This is a genomic window from Colwellia sp. MB3u-4 (genome assembly GCF_014077065.1).
Classification (GTDB): domain Bacteria; phylum Pseudomonadota; class Gammaproteobacteria; order Enterobacterales; family Alteromonadaceae; genus Cognaticolwellia.
The window spans coordinates 307,588-327,083 of sequence record NZ_JACGVE010000088.1 but is presented as its reverse complement, the minus strand read 5'-3'; the positions used below and the strand labels follow the sequence as shown (position 1 = coordinate 327,083).

The 19,496-nt window shown below is 39.1% G+C and carries 17 protein-coding genes and 1 riboswitch; of the genes, 7 read left to right on the top strand and 10 right to left on the bottom strand.

Annotated elements, in window-relative coordinates; genetic code table 11:
• Positions 1-3 precede the first annotated feature (3 nt).
• The 5 genes from H4J61_RS15600 to H4J61_RS15580 all read right to left on the bottom strand — a co-directional run bounded on the left by H4J61_RS15600 (position 4) and on the right by H4J61_RS15580 (position 4,861).
• A complete protein-coding gene (locus H4J61_RS15600) occupies positions 4-180 on the bottom strand; it encodes a hypothetical protein (RefSeq protein WP_182186020.1) in 177 nt (58 codons plus the stop codon).
• Between the two features lie 247 nt (positions 181-427).
• Positions 428-2,662, bottom strand: a complete 2,235-nt coding sequence (locus H4J61_RS15595) for a chemotaxis protein CheA (protein ID WP_182186018.1) — start codon at positions 2,660-2,662, stop codon at positions 428-430.
• An 8-nt stretch (positions 2,663-2,670) separates the two neighbouring features.
• A complete protein-coding gene (locus H4J61_RS15590; RefSeq protein ID WP_182137819.1) occupies positions 2,671-2,991 on the bottom strand; it encodes a lipid asymmetry maintenance protein MlaB in 321 nt (106 codons plus the stop codon).
• Positions 2,992-3,258: 267 nt separating this feature from the next.
• Complete coding sequence (locus H4J61_RS15585) at positions 3,259-3,627, bottom strand: response regulator (RefSeq protein ID WP_182137818.1); 369 nt, start codon at positions 3,625-3,627, stop codon at positions 3,259-3,261.
• A gap of 31 nt (positions 3,628-3,658) precedes the next feature.
• Entirely contained in the window at positions 3,659-4,861 is a 1,203-nt protein-coding gene (locus H4J61_RS15580; protein ID WP_182186015.1) for a methyl-accepting chemotaxis protein, read from the bottom strand.
• Between the two features lie 788 nt (positions 4,862-5,649).
• On the opposite strand from H4J61_RS15580, the gene H4J61_RS15575 reads away from it, so the two are divergent.
• Positions 5,650-6,075, top strand: a complete 426-nt coding sequence (locus H4J61_RS15575; RefSeq protein ID WP_182137816.1) for a hypothetical protein — start codon at positions 5,650-5,652, stop codon at positions 6,073-6,075.
• Between the two features lie 284 nt (positions 6,076-6,359).
• Here H4J61_RS15575 and pdsO read toward each other — a convergent pair whose 3' ends face one another.
• Entirely contained in the window at positions 6,360-7,205 is an 846-nt protein-coding gene (gene pdsO, locus H4J61_RS15570; protein ID WP_182186013.1) for a sortase-associated OmpA-like protein PdsO, read from the bottom strand.
• A gap of 267 nt (positions 7,206-7,472) precedes the next feature.
• Between pdsO and pdsR the strand changes: the two genes are divergently transcribed.
• Positions 7,473-8,186: a proteobacterial dedicated sortase system response regulator gene (gene pdsR / locus H4J61_RS15565; RefSeq protein WP_182186010.1), complete on the top strand. Its 714-nt coding sequence runs from the start codon at positions 7,473-7,475 to the stop codon at positions 8,184-8,186.
• A gap of 6 nt (positions 8,187-8,192) precedes the next feature.
• The gene (gene pdsS / locus H4J61_RS15560; protein ID WP_259363378.1) at positions 8,193-10,424 is read left to right on the top strand and encodes a proteobacterial dedicated sortase system histidine kinase; all 2,232 of its coding nucleotides are present in this window, start codon (positions 8,193-8,195) and stop codon (positions 10,422-10,424) included.
• Between the two features lie 190 nt (positions 10,425-10,614).
• Here the strand turns inward: pdsS and queE are convergent, their stop codons facing one another.
• A complete protein-coding gene (gene queE, locus H4J61_RS15555) occupies positions 10,615-11,289 on the bottom strand; it encodes a 7-carboxy-7-deazaguanine synthase QueE (protein ID WP_182186008.1) in 675 nt (224 codons plus the stop codon).
• Positions 11,290-11,356: 67 nt separating this feature from the next.
• Here queE and queC point away from each other — a divergent pair, with 67 nt between their 5' ends.
• Positions 11,357-12,013 (top strand): 7-cyano-7-deazaguanine synthase QueC, encoded by a 657-nt coding sequence (gene queC / locus H4J61_RS15550; protein WP_182137812.1) that lies wholly within the window; start codon positions 11,357-11,359, stop codon positions 12,011-12,013.
• Between the two features lie 139 nt (positions 12,014-12,152).
• On the opposite strand, the gene lysC is transcribed toward queC, so the two are convergent.
• Positions 12,153-13,529 (bottom strand): lysine-sensitive aspartokinase 3, encoded by a 1,377-nt coding sequence (gene lysC / locus H4J61_RS15545; RefSeq protein ID WP_182137811.1) that lies wholly within the window; start codon positions 13,527-13,529, stop codon positions 12,153-12,155.
• A gap of 279 nt (positions 13,530-13,808) precedes the next feature.
• Positions 13,809-14,001, bottom strand: a riboswitch (Lysine riboswitch).
• A gap of 277 nt (positions 14,002-14,278) precedes the next feature.
• Between lysC and H4J61_RS15540 the strand changes: the two genes are divergently transcribed.
• Positions 14,279-15,031 carry an ElyC/SanA/YdcF family protein gene (locus tag H4J61_RS15540; RefSeq protein ID WP_182186006.1) on the top strand — a complete coding sequence of 251 codons (753 nt, stop codon included), beginning with the start codon at positions 14,279-14,281 and terminating at the stop codon, positions 15,029-15,031.
• 175 nt (positions 15,032-15,206) lie between these two features.
• Here H4J61_RS15540 and H4J61_RS15535 read toward each other — a convergent pair whose 3' ends face one another.
• Positions 15,207-15,965, bottom strand: coding sequence for a Nif3-like dinuclear metal center hexameric protein (locus H4J61_RS15535; RefSeq protein WP_182186003.1), 759 nt, complete (start codon positions 15,963-15,965; stop codon positions 15,207-15,209).
• Between the two features lie 53 nt (positions 15,966-16,018).
• On the bottom strand, positions 16,019-16,780 hold the full coding sequence (locus tag H4J61_RS15530) for a class I SAM-dependent methyltransferase (protein ID WP_182185995.1): 762 nt from the start codon (positions 16,778-16,780) through the stop codon (positions 16,019-16,021).
• Between the two features lie 60 nt (positions 16,781-16,840).
• Here H4J61_RS15530 and gloB point away from each other — a divergent pair, with 60 nt between their 5' ends.
• Both gloB and H4J61_RS15520 read left to right on the top strand, forming a co-directional pair.
• Complete coding sequence (gene gloB / locus H4J61_RS15525; protein WP_259363377.1) at positions 16,841-17,650, top strand: hydroxyacylglutathione hydrolase; 810 nt, start codon at positions 16,841-16,843, stop codon at positions 17,648-17,650.
• A gap of 79 nt (positions 17,651-17,729) precedes the next feature.
• Entirely contained in the window at positions 17,730-19,382 is a 1,653-nt protein-coding gene (locus H4J61_RS15520) for a LysM peptidoglycan-binding domain-containing protein (protein ID WP_182185992.1), read from the top strand.
• The last annotated feature ends 114 nt before the right edge of the window (positions 19,383-19,496 follow it).

Here is a 19,496-nt window from a genome sequence, read left to right as displayed (position 1 = left end):
GTTTCATAACTTGCTCCTGGCTTTAAAGAAATAATTACCCTGCTCTTTAGCCGCAGGGTTTTGTTGTAATACCTGAACGAGTCGTTGCATGGCACTAGTTAAGTGGCCTAAACCACCTGTTTTTTTTTCAGAGGCTACGGTGATATCCGCTCGCCATTTTTCCAGCATTAAATTGTTCATCTTTTTTTCATCTTTTAATGTGATTACTTTAATGTTGAGGTATTCAGCTATTCGGCTATATTACTAATGACCGATTAGTTGATCGCTGCCAAAAAACTATTGCCAGCCGCTTGAGTTTGCTTTAATTACACACGAACAGTCCGATCTGCTCGACCTTGGCGTTTAATACCTAAAATCTTTAGATAATTGAGATTCACTTTTTTTTTGCTGTCACTAATATTTATTGCTTTAGTGCTCTTACTTCACTTTAAACAACCCGCCTTATCAGGCTTGGTACATCAATAATCATAGCAACCTCACCACTGCCTAAAATGGTGGCCCCGCTTATGCCTTTTAGATTTTGAAACACTTTACCCAGTGGCTTAATCACGGTTTGATGCTCGCCAAGTAATTCATCAACGACCAGTCCAGCTTTTTGACCGGCATATTCCACCACAACTATATTATATCTACGCCCTGGTTTATCTGGGGTGCTGTTCAAGCTATCTTCATCATTGAATATTTCAGAAAGGTGTATATATGGCATGACTTCGCCACGTAAATTGATGTACTCACCTTTCTTAGCTTGCTGCTCGTCTAGCGCGATACATTCCTCCACTAAATCGAGCGGGATGACATAAGATGACTGACCAACCTGTACTTGAAAACCGTCGATAATGGCGAGTGTTAGCGGCAAGCGAATGGTGAAACTGGTACCCTCGCCCAATTCGCTATTAACCGATATTTGTCCACGCAGAGCATCAATGTTTTTATTAACAACATCCATGCCAACACCACGCCCCGATATGTTCGTGATCTCTTTTGCGGTAGAAAATCCAGGGGCAAAAATCAGTCGGTGAATTTCAGGCAGAGTTAACTGCTGATTGGCTGAAATAATGCCATTTTCAATTGCTTTGGCGGTTAAAATTTCAGGATTTAATCCAGCACCGTCGTCGGTTATCTCAATAACAATGCTACCTGAGTCGTGGTAAGCTTCGAGTTTTACGGTGGCAGTTTCTGATTTACCATTAGCCGTTCTGATATCGGGTTTTTCGATGCCGTGGTCCAGTGAGTTTCGAATTAAATGCATCAGTGGATCACTAATTTTTTCCACTACGGTTTTGTCCAGTTCGGTGTCACCACCGACAATCTGCAGGTCAATTTTTTTACCCATATCTTTGCTGAGATCACGCACGACTCGTTTAAAACGATTAAAAGTATCCCCTATCTGAACCATACGCAGACTGAGTGTGGCATCTCGTATTTCTTCCACTAACCGAGTTAAATTCTCTACTGTTTCTAATAACTCTGCTTGCTCTGTTTGTTTTGCTTTTAGTTCGGTATGCGCACTTGAAATCACTAATTCACCAACCAAGTTAATCAGATCACCAAGTTTTTCAGCGTTTACTCGTACAGATTGTTGTTCTACTTCTTTGACTTGTTTTTGCTTATCTAATGCTGTGTCAACGTTGCTAGCATCTACGATATTTTTGTCGATTATAACGTCGTCCATTAGAGCATTAGTTATTTTATCAAGGGTTATATTTTCTTCAGTTGCTATTGTTTGTTTATCGATATCTACATTTTGATATTCAAGTGCTTTTAACAGTTCGTCTTCGGTTAGCGCACCCGATGCAACAAGAGTTTCTCCGATTGCTATATTTTCTTCAGGTAATGCATAAATGAGTTGGGTGTAATCACTTAACTTACTTCGCGGGGATAGAATTTGTAGCTGACAGTCTGCCAGTACAAATTCAAATACCTCAGCAATTGCCTCTTTTGATGCTGTTGAAGCTAGGCTTATTTCAAATCCAAGATAGCTTTCTTCTGGATTAATATCATTGAGTGAGGGTAAGTCTGTGGTCAATGTTGTCATGTTGATGATGTCACCAACAGTCTCGAGGTACCGAAAAAATGACAAAGGGTCCATACCATTGGCCAACACATTACGGTTGAATCGAATGGAGATATGCCAATAGTCATTAGTGACTTTTTCAGATTCAGGTTCAGTTAATTCAAGCGCTATTTCAGACTCCGTTAGTACCTTGAGCTCACTCTCAGCCGTGATAACTATTGATGAATTGGGTGTTTTGATATCGAGATATTGATGTAGATTTTTTAATAATTCTTCACCTGTTTCTCTTAGACTATCGCCAATGGGTACTTCCGCATTATCAAGGGCATGAGCAACTAATTGGCTGATTTGATCACGACTATCGAGTAACAGGCCCATCAAATCGTCATTGAGGAAAATTTCCTTATCTCGTAGCTGATCCATTACTGATTCGGCTACGTGAGTGAAAGCGACAACATCGTCAAAGCCAAATAAACCAGCAGAGCCTTTGATTGTGTGGATAGTGCGAAATAAGTCATTAATGAGTTCGTCATTATCTGGCTCGTCTTCAAGCTTTAATAGAATATATTCTGCTTGTTGCAAAAGCTCACTAGACTCTTCCACAAACACTTGCCGGCCTTCTGCCAGATAGTCTGTTTCGTCGTTCATATCAAAGGTTACTCCGGTTGAATCCAGTCGAAATGCGATCTAATATTTAATACGTCCATGACTTCGGCCACTGGATTTGAGATTGCATTTAAAAAAACTTGTTTGCCATCCTTGGTCGCACTCTGCTTGAGGGCCAAAAGTAATTGAATGCCACTGCTATCTATTTCTTCTACATCGGATAAATTAAGCTCAAAATGGTTGAATTCAGCGTAATAACCCTTGATTTCAGCCAGATTATTCGCTGCACAATAGATGGTCATATCTGGACTGGCATCTAATACACAGATGCCTTTTTTTTGATTTGAGTCTTCACGTTTGGTAAATGACATGATTAAATTATCCTCGTTTTTAATACGCTTGATGTTGTAAAAATCAACAACTACATACCTGTAGTATTAATTTCTGTTACTGCTGACAAATTAATTTGACGGTCATTATCAGTTTTCAAATGAGGATATGGTTTGTTATTCTGTTCCATCAGATTATAAATCGACATTTCATCTTAAATGGATATTAAGGTAGGCCTATTGATTTTACTGTTATCACCAAAATTTAATCCTGCTAACTATAGCATTGCCTATTATTAGGTTATTCAGTTAGGGTAAAATCAACTTTGATACTGCATTTAACAATATCGGTGGTTGAAAAGGTTTCACCAACCAAGCTTTTGCCCCTGCAGCACGACCTTGCATTTTCTTTTCATCGCCGGCCTCTGTTGTTAACATCATCATCGGAGTAAATTTATAAGCCGGTAATTTTTTTGCTTCTTGAACTAAGGTTATGCCATCCATATTAGGCATATTGACATCAGTGATTAATAAATGAATTTTCACTCCATTTAGTTTTTTTAAAGCCTCAACACCATCCGCAGCGTCAATCACATCAAAACCTTGTGATTCTAATGTCAATCGGACAACCTTTCTAATTGATGCTGAATCATCAACGATCATTATTGTTTTTGCCATAAACTTGCTCCTCGTAATTATTTTCTTATGATTAAAAAAACGTTAAGTCGTCACCTTTTGACTCTTGCCCTGGTGTTTTTTGTTCGCCGGCAACTGTTGCTTGATGATTAGCTAACTCTTCTGGCACCGTATATCGCAGTGCCATTTTTTCAAGTATGTCATTTGTTTGAATTAAGTCTGCACTTCGCTCTGTTTTTGGTACTGCCTGATTAGCCAATAACAACTCATTAAAATCATATAAATTATGCTCTGCATGTTCAAGAATTTGGGTAACTCTATCTTGAAACTGTAAAGCTGTTATTACATGATAAACCTCACTTTGAATTTGCTCGGAGGCATCGGCCAGTGTTTGTGACTTATCCTTAAAAGCATACAAAGTGTTTTCAATATCAGTTAATACCTTTTCAATGTGCTCTGAGCTACTTTCAATCGTTTTACTGTAAACTTGAGTTGTTGTTTTGGATGAAGTCAAGGTACTTGCCATCGCGGTATTGATATCGTCAAGGGTTTTATTCATTCGACTACCTGTACTAGCAGAGGAACTGGCCAGTTTTTTTATTTCATCCGCAACTACTGCAAATCCTCGCCCATGTTCACCTGCTCTTGCGGCTTCAATAGCGGCATTTAGGGCCAATAAATTAATATTGTCAGCAACGTTTCGAACATCATTGGCCATGCTTTCAAGCTCGGCCGTATAAGAAGATAATTTTTCTACTTCTTGGAATATCGTTTTCTCATTACTGTTAAGATTACAGAGGTCATTAATAACGCCATTCAAGATGGTTTTTGTACTTGTCAACAGCGTGCCAATGACGGCGTCATCATCACTTTTACGTTGGTCATCAAGTAAAAGGCTTATTTTTTTCGTTATAGCTAAAAACCTATCAGTGAGACTTAGCACTTCATGTTCAACGTGCTCTTTGGATGTTTTAATCTGTTTAGAAACAACGGGAAGCACTTCTCCCATGAGTTCTTCTAGTGCATCTATATAAGACTGAGTTTGCTGAAGAAAGTTATTGTTAGCTTGTTGGTGAGAGGATGCAAGTTTCGCTTGAGCCAATTGCAACTTGCTAAATAGAAGATAACCAACAAGAAGACTTAATCCAAACGTACAGCAGAATATAAATAAAGATAAGGTAATTGCTATATCTGTAAAAAATATAAGCAGAAGCGAACCTACAACAGGGATACTGCTGGGCATGATATAAAAAAAAGCTTTATCTATATTATTCAATAACACGGTTCCTTTGATTGTTGACTAAAAACATAAGACGATACAAGTGGGCAAAAATAAATACAAATGGATGCGCATTGACATAAATGGATACAAATTGAAATAAATAGATACAAATTGAAATAAATAGATACAAATTGAAATAATCAGGCATTCTACAACATAAAGCTATATAAAGTCACATAAAGCCATATGAATTTACTTTAAATTTACCTTTAAACTACATGGAGTTACCCATAGGTTATTGAGGGGTTATTTATAAGTTACTAAAAAGTTATCACTTGCCTGGCATCAAACTTTCACGTCTAAATTTTTTAAACATACTATTGAGCCAGAATTCTAGATAAGAACTAAACTATTCCCTCACGCTATTGTTAAGGTTTTTCGACTAAATAGATTTGGCAGTTTATATGGTGGGCAAGTGAATAAAATCTCACCTTTATGGGGCTGAATAAATGCTATTTTCTACTGACAAAGCTATATTAGGGCGAGTCGAGTATAAAAGAAATTTTATTGTCACAACACCAGATAAAACCTAGGTAGGTGATTTAAGCTATATTTGGACAGGAGAAGGCTATTATATTTATGCTCCATAGTTGATTTATATGCTCCTAAGGTAATATTCAAGCAATAAAACCAAAGGTTTTTTTAACACTGCTATTGCTTAATATTATAGTCGCCATTTAAATGCCTCTCGGTAATTAAAAAATCATAATGTTGAAATTTAAGCTTGATTACTCGGTCTTTAACCTTGTTACCACCACTTTTATTTAATTTGAGGAATTTATATGTCGACAGCCGATCCCCTAGCTAACAAAAACTTACAAAGCAACTTGCAATGGTCATTACTATTTTTACGGGTTGGTGTGTTTATTGTGATGTTTATTTGGACGCTAGACAAGTTTGTTAATCCAGCACATAGTATTAAAATTTTTGAACATTTTTATAAAATCAGCGGCTTTAATGACATCATGGCTTATGGTTTAGGCGCACTACAATTAATATTGGTTTTCGCGTTTTTATTTGGCATTAAAAAACGCCTCAGTTACGGTTTGATTTTTCTGATGCATGCGGGTTCAACATTATCAGCTTACGCGCAGTATATGGATGCTTTTAATAATTTATTATTCTTCGCCGCATGGCCTATGCTAGCTGCTTGTGCAGCGCTATATTTACTTCGAGATGCTGATACTAAGTTTACTTTAGGCAAGTAGCCAACTGTTAATAAGCGACTAATAAATACTTAATAAACACCGAGTAAATTGTGCCAAGTAAAGCATGCCTAATAGCGCTTTACCTGCTCACTTTACAGAGTAAAGGTTAAGTTAAAGCTTAAAACCAAAAGCCAAGGCAGCACACCTTGGATTTTTACTGGTTTTTATTGAAACAGTTAACAGATAAACGGGTTAACGGTTGTTTTTACACCTAGTTTAGTTATTTTTAGACTAGGTTTTTCTTAGCTTAGATTGCCGTCTATACCAGGTTAAAATGCACAGTGTTAAAAGTTCTTGGCCGTTTGTGAGTTTTCTTGTTGAGTGGCATCATTGGCTAATGCGGTGTTTTTTAACTTGATAACCACACGACGATCATAAAAACTCACCTCTTTATTTACTGATGCCACCACAGATTGCTGTTCACCAAAAGCAAATAAGCTAATGCGATCAGCCTTTACGCCCTGGTCAATCAGTGCATTTTTAACCGCATTAATACGTGCTAATGAAAGTGCTTGGTTTAGCGCATCACTGCCTTGTTTATCGGTATAGCCAGAAAGATCTAAGGTTAAATTAGGTGATTGTTGCACAATGCGCGCTAAGCTTTCTATCTGCTCTTGATAATGTGACTTAATTTCACTTGAGCCGGTAGAGAACTGTAAACTCATTAATAAGTTTTGTGCTTGTAGGTTACTCGCCGCTTGATAGTTTTGCTCTAACGCTAACAACTCCATTTGATAGCTTTGCTCTGCTTGCTCAATTTGTCGTTGGTAGCGAGCTAGCGATACTTCATTACTTTTTTTCTCTGCACTGTAGGCGGTTGACAAGCTTTCAATTTCATCCGTGGCATTGATGTTTTTTGCAATCATATTACCGGCTACCCCAGTGATAAAGGCGCCAATAGGTCCGCCTAAAATAGCACCAATAACCATGCCTGTGCCGAAGCCAATTTCTTCCTTCAATTGTGCTGAACTCTCTTGCTCTATTTTGTCTTGCGCTGTTTCTTCATATGAAGTTGCAAAGACGGGGCTGACCGTTAAGGCCGATATTAAAGCAACGTTAATCAATGTTTTGGCTCGAGAAGTTTTACTTACACTTGGGTTATTTGCTGTGGTTAATTGTCTTGTCATCATGGTGTCTCTCATTAATAGTGTCGGTGATAAATAGTCGATGGATACTTGCTAACTAAACACTTAATTAGCTTGCTTGTTTTTGATGGTGTTATTAAAGCGTAGAAAAACGACGACTAAAGGGCGCAAATATGGCAATTCAGTGAGCAAATGTGGCAACATTATGGCAATGTCAACAATTAGCAGCATCGATGGCGTTTATTCGATATTATTAAACTAGGTTTTTATGCAGATATTTACGCACAACGAGATAAAGGATAAACAACAATCATGTCGAAACGGATTGCTATTGTTGAAGATGATGCCGCCATTAGAGAAAACTATGCTGATGTATTGCGCCTACAAGGTTACCAAGTACAAACCTACGCTAATAAGGCCAGCGCTATGCAAGCGTTTAATCTACGCTTACCTCATTTAGCCATTTTGGATATTGGCCTTGAACATGAATATGATGCTGGCTTTGAGTTATGCCAATGGTTACGGTCAAAGTCGACAACCTTACCGATTGTTTTTTTAACCGCGCGTGATAGTGATGTTGATACCGTATCTGGCTTGCGTATTGGTGCTGATGATTATCTCACCAAAGATATTAGCTTACCGCACTTGTCTGCCCGAATTGCCGCACTATTTCGTCGCCAAGACGCCTTAGGCAAACCACAACAAGCAGATTATATGCTCACTATCGGGCCATTAACCGTCGATAGTCAGCGCATGAGCATTCAATGGCAAGAGCACAATGTTGATTTAACCATTACCGAGTTTTGGATGTTATACGCATTAGCTAAGCATCCCGGCCATGTGAAAAACCGTAGCCAGTTAATGCAAGACTCAAACATCTATGTTGATGACTCAACCATTACGTCGCATATCAAGCGCATGCGTAAAAAATTTAGCCATATCGATAGCGACTTTAATTGTATTGAAACGGTTTATGGTATGGGTTATCGCTGGAACCAAAGCGCCAAAGAAACCTCAGGTAACTAAACTAAAATGACAATGAAATGGCGATTTGGCTTAAGAAGTAAGCTGCTATTATTATCGAGCTTTCTATTTACCATTCCATGGTTTGGTTATCAGTATGTTTGGGAAATGGAAAAATATCTCCGCTATGGTCAAGAGCAAACCATAATAGGCACTGCCAGAGCACTTGCTACCGCCATGCATGAGCGAGCAAACTTGTTTAATAATCAAGCCAGCTTTTTACCTAGCGTTGAAAAAGGCAAAGACCTATATAGTTACGGTTTATCCGCGCCCATTCAACTCGACGGCTTAAATCAAGACTGGCCCGACTTTGCCAACAAAGCGCATTTTTATCAGCAAAATAACCAACTTTATAGCCAACTAACGCCTGAGCAATTATCAATAAATTTTACCGCTGCGGTTGGCACTTATGGTCAGTATTTGTATTTATACTTTGGGGTAATTGACGACAAGGTTATATATCGTGACAGCAATGCCCGCAGCATTATTAATAATGACCACTTAGAGCTTGCTTTTATTAATCCACAAGGTGTTTTCAGTCGCTTTATTATCAGCAATAAAACCACTGGCTGGATAGATGCTTATCGTATTACCGATATTGAAGCCGATATTCCTGTGCCTGCTAGACAAATTCAAGGACATTGGCGAAATACCGCGCAAGGTTATAACGTTGAAGTACGCGTGCCATTAACTGAGTTTAACGACAATATTGCTTTTGCGGTGCACGATGTGGATAGCCCCTTAGGTAGCATTCAAGCGTCGCTAGGCTCAGCAGACCCAAGTTCTGCCGAGACATTAGGCACTATTTTAGTACCCTCACCCGAAATTGAGCGCATTGTTAAAGGCATGAGTTATACCAATTCTAGCATTTGGGTGGTTGACCAACATCATAGGGTATTAGCCACCACAGGTAATATAAAAAAAGCCAGCGGTGTCTGGAATAAGCGCGTTAACATTAACAATGAACGCCTTGATAATACTGATGATAATTTTATATTAGCGGCTTGGCATAGCGTTGAAAACAAGATACTGAAACCCTTATATGAAAAAATACTGACGCAACCGCCCAGTAATTTTATCGACCAACTTTATGACTCAGAAAACCTGACAGGCAAACATATCGAAAGTGCTTTAACGGGTGAGCCTATGTCGCAGTGGCGTTTAAGTACAGATCAACAAGCGGTGGTATTGTCAGCCGCTTACCCCATATTTATTAATAAACAGGTAAAAGGTGCAGTGATTGTTGAAGAAACCACTAATGGCATTCGCACCTTAAGAAATCAGGCACTTGAAAAGCTTTTTAGTTCTATTCTGGCCATTATGTTATTGGGCGCGTTGGCCTTCTTTTTGTTTGCTTCGCGGATATCAAATCGCATCAGAACCTTAAGTAATCAAGCAGAAATGGCGATTGACGAACATGGTCGTATTAGTGGCAATGTTGATACCTCAAATACCAATGACGAAATTGGTGATTTGTCGCGTAGTTTCTCAACTGCGGTTAATCGCCTGAGTCAATATAATCACTATTTAGAAAATATGTCGTCACGTTTATCACACGAATTGCGCACGCCTATTGCCGTGGTGCGAACCTCGTTAGAAACCTTAGCCATGCAGCAACAAAGTATCAGGGCAACAACACGAGATACTAATGATACAAGGCAAGCACCCGCGCTTGAAAATCCCTATTTAGTGCGCGCTCAACATGGTATTGAGCGCTTAAGCTTAATTTTAACCAATATGAATGAAGCGACCCGAATAGAGCAAATGTTACAAAACACCGACAAAAGTGCCTTTGACTTAGGGCAGGTGTTTAACGGTTGCATGCAAGGTTATCGCTTGATTTACCCTGATATTGATTTTTCATTTAATGATATAACACCAGGAAAGCATCCGCTTTTAGGTTCACCAGAACATATCGCGCAGTTATTAGATAAAGTGATTGCCAATGCCGTAGAGTTTTCTGACGATAATAAAATTACCGCCAGCGTCGCACGTAATAATCAACAGGTGACGCTAACCATCAGCAATAAAGGTGAGCTATTGCCTGAACAAATGAGTGAACAACTGTTTGACTCTATGGTGTCGATCAGGAAAAAACACAATAATGAGCAGCCTCATTTAGGCTTAGGTTTGTATATTGCGCGCTTAATTTGTCAATTTCATCACGGCACAATAAAAGCCGTAAACCAGCAAAATCAGCTCGGCGTTGAGGTTATTATTACCTTACCATTAACAAAATAATGTTAATGGCTTAAGCTAGGCTGTGTTGACTATGAAAATTACACTTAACCTTGTATCTTGCATTGCTGCACCTCTAATGATTGCACTTCTAGCATTGCCCTTTCAGCATTGCCCTTTCAGCATTGCAGTAAGTTTGGATCATGACAAGCTAGCGCAGTGCAGCATTTGCTATGACAGCTATGACAAAATACTATTCAATACCAATGTATTTGTGTACTTGCACTGATAAGCGCCAGTTATTTTTAATACAAGCGGCAATAGCAAGCTCGGTGGCACGTTTTTTTTGGCTAATAGGTTGTAAATAAATCTGCTTTTTTTCGACTTGATGCGTGGCTAATAAGGCTTTTAGGTCATCAATATGTTGCTCGGTGGCCACCGGATGTTTAATTTCATTTGCCCTTTGCATCGCGCTAGCTAAAATTTTGTAACCGCCACGCATATTCACTTTGGGTGACACAGTAACCCAGCATTGCTCAGAGACTCTAATTTCAAAGGTGCCTGAGGTTTCTACCTGACAGCTATAACCTTGCGCTTCAAAATATAAACACAAGGCGGTTAAATCTTCCATGCAAGGTTCGCCACCGGTAATAACAATATGTTTAGCGTTAAAGCCCTGCTTATTAAAGATTGCAGCAATATCATCTAAGGATAAATTTGACCATTGTTCAGTCTCTTCTACCTTACTTAACAGTTGCTTACTGGTTATTTCTAACTCAGGATGAATGTCCCAGGTATGTTTAGTATCACACCAAGAACAACCGACAGGACAACCCTGTAAACGCAGGAAAATTGACGGTTGGCCGGTAAACGAGCCTTCGCCTTGCAGAGTTTCAAACAATTCATTTATTTTATAACGTGTGGTCATTTCTTTAATGCTTAGATAATTTCTAGTAGAATGCGCAAGTTTATTATACCCCAAGAGATCTGTAAATATGAGTAGTAAAGTCGTAGTAATTTTTTCTGGTGGCATGGATTCATTCACCGTACTGCACCGCGCTTTAAAAGACGGCAAAGAAGTCTATGCCTTAACCTTTGATTATGGCCAAAAACACGTGAAAGAAATTGCCTGTGCCAGTAAAGTTTGTCAACAACTGGGGGTTGCTCATAAGGTTATTGATATTTCATCCATTAATCAGTTATTAGCGGGATCGTCTTTGACCGATGATATCGACATTCCTGAAGGTCATTACGAAGCCGAAAGTATGAAGTCAACGGTTGTACCTAATCGTAATATGATTTTACTGTCGTTAGCTGTGGGTTATGCGGTCTCAGTAGAAGCCGCGCAAGTATATTATGGCGCTCATTCGGGTGATCATGCTATTTATCCTGATTGTCGACCTGAATTTGTCATGAAAATGAATGAGGTTTGTCAAATCGCGAATTATCAAGCGGTTGAAATTTTCAGTCCTTACTTAACGAACAGTAAATCCGATATATTAACTGATGGTTTAAAGATGGGTTTGCGTTACGATGACACTTGGACTTGTTATAATGGCCGAGCACAAGCCTGCGGTAAATGCGGTGCATGTCAAGAGCGCCTAGAAGCCTTTGCTGACAATAATGTGACCGACCCTTTAACATACGAATAAGCTTATTTATAAAAGCCAGCCAAATTAAATGCAAAAAGGGACAGTACAATGTCCCTTTTTAAGCGCTATTTTTTAGTGCTTATTTTGATAATAATGACTGTTTATGGTTTAAACAATCATTTTATTTACTGACATCAGCTTAGTCGGTAAACAAGGTACTATGTAAACGTTCAACCACTTGGTTAGCATCGGCTTCTGGCACGAGAAAACACAGATTATGATTGCTTGCGCCATGACAAATCATGCGAATATTAAAATCATTTATCTTATCAAAAATACTGCTGCCAACCCCTTTAGTGCCATGAATTTTATTACCGATCACCGCAATTAAACTCAAACCATGCTCAACACTGACTTCACAAAGTTGTTCTAACTCTTCTACCACGGCTTGAGTTAACAAGGCTTGTGTTGAACCATAAGGATTGTCAAAGGTTAGCGCGACACTAATTTCACTGGTGGTAATTAAATCAACACTTAATTGGTGTTTGGCTAATACGGTAAAAACTTTCGCTAGGAAACCACTGGCATGCAGCATTTGTGGACTTTTTACTGTCACTAAGGTTTGCTCGCGTCGCAGCGCAATCGAACGATAAGTAGGATTAGAGTCAACTTGGCGCTGTATTTTGGTGCCACCTGCATTAGGTTCTTTACTTGAACCCACAAAAACAGGAATATCTTGCCGCATAGCTGGAATAAGTGTCGCTGGATGAAGAATTTTCGCGCCAAAGGTGGCCATTTCGGCCGCTTCACCGAAACTAATTTCATTAATCGAACGCGCTTGATCTGTTATCCGTGGGTCGGTAGTAAAAATACCCACCACGTCAGTCCAAATGCTTAAATTACTGGCTTGAACAGCTTCAGCTAACAACGCGGCGCTGTAGTCAGAGCCTCCGCGACCTAAGGTGGTAGTATTACCCTGTGGATCACAGCCAATAAAACCTTGCGTAACAATAACTTGTTCATTAAGTAAGGGATAAAGTAGTGCTTTAGTATTGGCGGCCAATTCGGTTAAATCAACTTGCGCTTTACCATATAAACTATCAGTTTTCATGACTTGGCGAACATCAAAATAATGACCATTCACATCGACGAGTTGTAACACTTGTGCAAAAATTCGTGAACTGAATTGTTCACCAAAACTCAGGATTTCATCACTGGTTTTTGTGCTGTATTGCTTTGCTTGTTGCTCAGCACAGGCGCGTAACGCATTTAATAAGCCTGATATTTCTTGATCAATAGCTTGATGATTATCAAAATGCTGGGTTATGGCAAATTGAATATCAGCAATATGGGTAATAATTTGTTGTTGTTCACTTATCGAAACGTCTGCTTGGCTTAAACGCACTAAGTGATTAGTAACACCAGCACTGGCTGATACCACCACTAAACGGTTAGTGCTATTATTTTTAATAATATCCGCGCAGCGTAACATCGCATGAAAATCAGCAACACTGGTGCCGCCAAACTTTGCAACGGTAATATTTTCAGTATTGGTATGATCTATAATTACAGACATGCAGATTCTCCATGAGTTTGAGATTGAATAGTTAAACATTCGAGTCTATCGCAAGATGTATATTTAGATAACAATATATATTTAAATAACAATGTGCCAACACTAGTGCGATTAAGGCTGGTAAGATGGGATATTAACATAAAAATTCTTCCTAAACGCCTGCATTGCTAAAGGTACTTCATTAAACATAGCAAATATAACAGGCAAATAACTAACAGGAAGAGCATGACTGAGCGTAGAGCGAATTAGGTTAAAAACCCGTTATTCAGGCGGTACTATTCAGCCAGAAGCTCTCCACCCTATGCTAAAAAAACTGGTGTTTTTCTAGCGGTGACAGCCCTAAGGATTCAGCCCTAGCGACCGAATATGATATGCCCCCATATCAATATTCTCGGCAATTGTCCCCCTCAGTAACAGTCAAAGGAATGGGTCCTCATGTTACCTACCTAGCAATTGCGCCTCTTCTGGTGCGAAAATCTTTCTATTTCTGCACTACTTAATTCATAACACCATCATACTTGATAGATAAGGGTATTATAAAAGTGGAGTAAAAATTCTAATTTTCAGCGCAGTCATTAGACCCTATCTAAGCGTAAATATCAACAGACTTTTAGACGTCCAAATAAAATAATTTGTCACCATTAGCTACGGCTTTAAATAGCTACTGCTTCAAAGTCTTATAATTGTTATGCTTAAGTATCTTGAAAACTTATCACCCTATTCGTATAGCCTATTTTGGACTGAGTAACATGGATCTATTTTTACTAAAAAAAATTATCAGCTTAATGATTATGCCACTGAGCATAATTATCTTACTGTTAATTATCGCCATTATTTTTTATCGTTTAAAACCAAAATTGAGTTTTACGGCGTTATTTACCGCAACCACTTTATTATTTCTGAGTACCTTTCCACCTTTATCCGATAACATCATGGCGGCATTAGAAGATAATTATCCCGCATTTACCCGCAGTAATAAGCCGGTTGATTATATTATTATTTTGGGCGGTGTTCACACCAGCGTAAAGGGTTTGCCCGCGACCAGTGAGTTAAAGTCTAGTTCACTAGAAAGGTTAGTTGAGGCTGTTCGTATCTACCGCCTACACCCCGAAGCACAAATAATTACCTCAGGTTTTGCCGATGGCGATGTTAGTTCAAACGCAGAAAAAGTTAAGCAAGCAGCGATATTATTAGGTGTGCCAAAAAATAAAATATTGACTGAAAATTTCCCTCAAGATACCGAAGAAGAAGCGCAACTTATCGCACCACGCGTGTTAAATAAAAATGTCGTACTCGTCACTAGTGCCAATCATTTACCCAGAGCCATGGCCTATTTCCAACGCTACGGCGTCAATCCAATCCCTGCACCGGCAAGCCCATGGGTTAAAAGCAATGGACTTACTCCATGGTCTTATTACGTACCTAATGCTAAAAAATTACAACAAACTACTACGGTTTGGTACGAAACCCTCGGGCGTATTGTGCAATGGTTTAAAGGCTAATAGCTGACAAACTAAAAGCAGCAGCAATTTGTACAACACGACTTAATGACCAAAAAGCCTTGTGCAGTAAAAATTTACATAAGGCTAGTTCATTACCAAGTACAATCGTGCATGAACAGCAGTCTTGTACTTGGTGCTATATTTTTCCGCTATATTGGTATTAATAATCTGCCGCTTAGGCTGGGTTATCAATATCAATAAACTTAGCCTCTAATGGTAAATGTTGATTAAAATGTTCGGCTAATGCTTTAGCGCCATAGCGCTCGGTGGCATGATGGCCAGCGCAATAAAAATGAATATCCATCTCGCGCGCAACATGAGTAGTTTGCTCAGATACTTCACCACTGATAAACGCGTCTATGCCGTGTTCAGCCGCTAACTCAATATAGCCTTGCCCGCCACCACTGCACCAAGCAACGGTTTTAATCGCTTTATTTGATGGCGGTGCTATGTGTAAGCAAGTGCGGTTGAGCTTTTCATTAATGCGTTGCTCAAGTGCTTGTGGGCTAAGTTCACTAGTAAAGTCTCCACGTACAGCAACACTCAAGGCGTTACCCTCTTCCAATGGCGCGACATTATTGATTGAAAATAATTTCGCTAATTGTGCGTTATTACCTAAGCTTGGATGAATATCTAAGGGTAAATGATAGGCAAATAAACTGATGTCATTTGCCAGTAACGCCTTAATGCGTTTATGTTTCATACCGCGGATGACATAACTTTCATTTTTCCAAAAAAAGCCATGGTGTACGACTAACGCATCGGCTTTTTCAGCAATCGCTTGTTCGATTAACGCTTGTGTAGCGGTAACACCCGTGATGACCTTACTGACCTTGTCTCGCCCCTGAATTTGTAGACCATTTGGACAAAAGTCTTTAATTTGTTCAGGCTTTAATAAGTTGTTTAAATAGCTTTCGAATTCATGAAGTTGCATTAATTAATTCTGACCTTAAATATTGAGTTATTATATTTAGTACTGCTTTACCATTACTGATTTGATTTTTTACTGGTTTTTCTTGATGAATTCATCGTTGGCACCTTCACGGGTTCAAAGTGTGGCCTGAGTTGCCATTTGGGTTTGATCGGCGTTAAAGGTAATACGCGCTTTTTCGCCACAATGACATAAACAGAGCCTAAACTTGGAAAATAACGTGCCGCTATATTATGCCAATAGTTACAAAAAAGTCCCTGAGTGAGTTGCCCAGATAATGACGAATGCAAAAACCGTTTATCTAGTTGGATCTCAAATCCCATTAAGTGCAGCCAATCTTTCACTCGCATAGGTGAAAATAACCTTTCATTCCAAGGCGTTTGCTTACGCCTATAAGGAATAAATTGATTAAGACCCACTAAACTAAAAGGATTAAATCCAGTGATCACTAAATAGCCATTAGGAATTAATACCCGGTTGGCTTCACGCACCACATGATGAGGGTCTAACGAAAACTCCAAAGCATGGGCCAATACGCAGACATCAACGCTGTGCTTTTGTAAGGGTAAATCATCAATTTCAGCAATAACATCACTATTTTCCAGCTGGTTTGTTAAGGTTAATTGATGCTTAATCGGGCTATCTACACTCGATATTTCACCACTTAAAGCGCCAATTTTTAGCATATGATAGCCAAAAAACTTTGGCCACCAAGGGGCTAACGCTTGATTAATATTGGCAACTATCAAGTCACCATTAGGTAAGTTTTGCCAAGATTTTGGATAATCAGGGTGCCTAAACGCGAGTGCTGGCTTCATTATATTAAACTGTCGAAAAAGTAAGTATAATCATATCTTCAGTATACTCAGGAGCCACACATGCAGCAAACCCAAAGCAGCACTAATATGAAAGTTTCCATGATAAAGGCCTTTTCAGATAATTATATCTGGGCTATTTCGTCGAACTTAGGTCACAACATGGCCTTAGTTGACCCAGGTGACGCCAATGTTTGTATCGAATTTATTGAACAACAAAAACTGCAACTGTCGAGTATATTAATCACTCACCATCACGCTGATCACGTGGGTGGTATTAAAAAACTTGTTGATTATTGTAAAAGTAAGCAATGGCCATTAACCATTTACGGCCCTGAAAGTGAAAACATTCCACACTGTGATGTCGCGCTTAACGAAAGCGCTAAGGTGGCGTTAACTGATTTAGACCTTGAATTTGATGTCATTGATCTTCCAGGTCATACCAGTGGCCATATAGCTTATTTATCACAAGACAATTTATTTTGTGGTGATACTTTGTTTTCAGGTGGCTGTGGTCGCCTTTTCGAAGGCACGCCGAGCCAAATGCTCTGCTCATTAGAAAAGCTAAGCGCTTTACCTGAGCGCACTCAGGTCTATTGTGCTCATGAATATACTCAAGCTAACCTTATTTTTGCTCTAAGTGTTGAACCCGATAATACCGAGTTGGTAGATTATTATAATCAAGTAATACAAAAGCGCGAACAAGACATTGCCACTATCCCAACATCAATCATGCTTGAAAGGAAAATCAATCCATTTCTACGCTGTAACGAGTCTAGCTTGATGACAAGCGCGGCTGAGTTCAGTGGTGAAAAGGTTAATGATAAATTACAAACCTTTACCATTATCCGCGCATGGAAAGACAATTTTTAAGGCGTTTTTATTGCGCAAATCTTGAATAACCGCCCTAAATAAGTGACACTGGCGGCTAGTAAATTTAAATAGACCTTGCATGAAGAATATAACCCTATCTATCGCAACCGTACTGCTATTGTCCGGTTGCCAATCAGTTTTAAACCAAAATCAATCAAATAACCTTGAAACTAATAATGATATTCAAGTACTTATCGATGTTGCCTCTTCGGCAGAGATCAATCAAGCGCTGCTGGTTGATGAAGCTATTGACGTTATTCATCCCATTGCCGACGGTGATATAGATCTGGGCAATGACTTAAAAGAAAGCTATTTGTCAAATGATGTTTGGCAACGAATTCGCAGCAAGCTTGAATTTTCGATACCCGAAGATCCTCGTGTTGTTAGCCAACGAAATTGGTTTATAAAGCACCCTGACTATCTAAACCGCGTAGCTAAACGCGCTGAGCCATTTTTGTATTACATCGTTGAAGCATTAGAAGCGAACGATATACCCATTGAAATTGCCTTATTACCCATAGTTGAAAGCGCTTTTGACCCTTTTGCTTACTCTCATGGTCGTGCATCAGGTATGTGGCAATTTATTCCCGGCACAGGCAAACGCTTCGGCATGAAGCAAAATTGGTGGTTTGACGGACGACGTGACATAGTTGCTTCAACCCAAGGTGCTATTAACTATTTAAAATATTTAAACAAATTTTTTGATGGTGATTGGATGCTAGCGCTCGCCGCTTACAACTCAGGTGAGGGACGAGTAAGACGTGCGGTTAGAAAAAATAAAAAGAAAAACCTACCTACAGATTTTTGGTCTTTAGATTTACCAAAAGAAACTCGTGCTTATGTCCCTAAATTATTAGCGTTAGCTGACATTGTAAAACGTAGCGAAGAATTTAAAATTAAACTGCACGTAATTGATAATAGCTCGGTGATCAGTCAAGTCGATATTGGTTCACAGCTTGATTTAGCCAAAGCAGCGCAATTAGCTGACTTGACATTAACAGAGTTGCAGCGACTCAACCCAGGTTTTAATCGTTGGGCAACCGACCCTGACGGCCCACATTATTTATTGTTACCCAACCACAAAATAGAAAACTTTAAGCAAGGCCTTGCCAAATTGAGCGCAAAAGAACGTCTAGCTTGGCAACGCTATAAAATTAAAAACGGTGACAACCTAGGTGAAATAGCACAAAAATTTAATACTGAAATAGCGTTAATAAAACAAGTTAATAACATTAAAGGCAATCAGATCAGAGCGGGAAAATTTTTATTAATTCCTGTTGCTACCGCCTCGTTAGACAGTTATTTACTCTCACAAAATCAACGTTTGGCAAAAACACAAAACAAAGTATTGGCCGGTGAAAAGCGCATTCATATAGTAAAATCTGGTGATACCTTGTGGGATATCAGCCGCGCCTATCGTGTTTCAACCCGCAGTCTCGCAAAATGGAATGGTATGGCGCCAAGAGACACTATTAAACCTGGACAAAAACTGGTTATTTGGCAAAAAACAGCGGTTAAAACACTGGCTTTAGATGCTATGACACCAAACGAAAAAGCGATAATGCGTAACATTCATTATCGTGTACGCAAAGGTGACTCTTTTGCCCGTATCGCCGACAAGTTTAATGTCAAGATAAAAGATATTGAACGTTGGAATAGCCTTAATCGTGATAAATACTTACAACCGGGACAAATGTTAAAGCTGTCGGTAGATGTGACGAATAATATTTAACACCTTAATTATTGATAATATTATCACCAATAAATTTAGTCGTGGCAGATAGTTGCGAAGAGAAAAATTAAAAAACGCTAACTGAGTTAGCGTTTTTTTGTCCTGAAATAAAGC

Coding starts and splice junctions, on each gene's coding strand:
- H4J61_RS15585 (WP_182137818.1), bottom strand. CDS start 3,627: ATGGCAAAAACAATAATGATCGTTGATGATTCAGCATCAATTAGAAAG.
- H4J61_RS15575 (WP_182137816.1), top strand. CDS start 5,650: ATGTCGACAGCCGATCCCCTAGCTAACAAAAACTTACAAAGCAACTTG.
- pdsR (WP_182186010.1), top strand. CDS start 7,473: ATGTCGAAACGGATTGCTATTGTTGAAGATGATGCCGCCATTAGAGAA.
- pdsS (WP_259363378.1), top strand. CDS start 8,193: ATGACAATGAAATGGCGATTTGGCTTAAGAAGTAAGCTGCTATTATTA.
- H4J61_RS15595 (WP_182186018.1), bottom strand. CDS start 2,662: ATGAACGACGAAACAGACTATCTGGCAGAAGGCCGGCAAGTGTTTGTG.
- H4J61_RS15590 (WP_182137819.1), bottom strand. CDS start 2,991: ATGTCATTTACCAAACGTGAAGACTCAAATCAAAAAAAAGGCATCTGT.
- H4J61_RS15535 (WP_182186003.1), bottom strand. CDS start 15,965: ATGCAACTTCATGAATTCGAAAGCTATTTAAACAACTTATTAAAGCCT.
- H4J61_RS15600 (WP_182186020.1), bottom strand. CDS start 180: ATGAACAATTTAATGCTGGAAAAATGGCGAGCGGATATCACCGTAGCC.
- gloB (WP_259363377.1), top strand. CDS start 16,841: ATGCAGCAAACCCAAAGCAGCACTAATATGAAAGTTTCCATGATAAAG.
- queE (WP_182186008.1), bottom strand. CDS start 11,289: ATGACCACACGTTATAAAATAAATGAATTGTTTGAAACTCTGCAAGGC.
- H4J61_RS15520 (WP_182185992.1), top strand. CDS start 17,730: ATGAAGAATATAACCCTATCTATCGCAACCGTACTGCTATTGTCCGGT.
- pdsO (WP_182186013.1), bottom strand. CDS start 7,205: ATGATGACAAGACAATTAACCACAGCAAATAACCCAAGTGTAAGTAAA.
- H4J61_RS15530 (WP_182185995.1), bottom strand. CDS start 16,780: ATGAAGCCAGCACTCGCGTTTAGGCACCCTGATTATCCAAAATCTTGG.
- queC (WP_182137812.1), top strand. CDS start 11,357: ATGAGTAGTAAAGTCGTAGTAATTTTTTCTGGTGGCATGGATTCATTC.
- lysC (WP_182137811.1), bottom strand. CDS start 13,529: ATGTCTGTAATTATAGATCATACCAATACTGAAAATATTACCGTTGCA.
- H4J61_RS15540 (WP_182186006.1), top strand. CDS start 14,279: ATGGATCTATTTTTACTAAAAAAAATTATCAGCTTAATGATTATGCCA.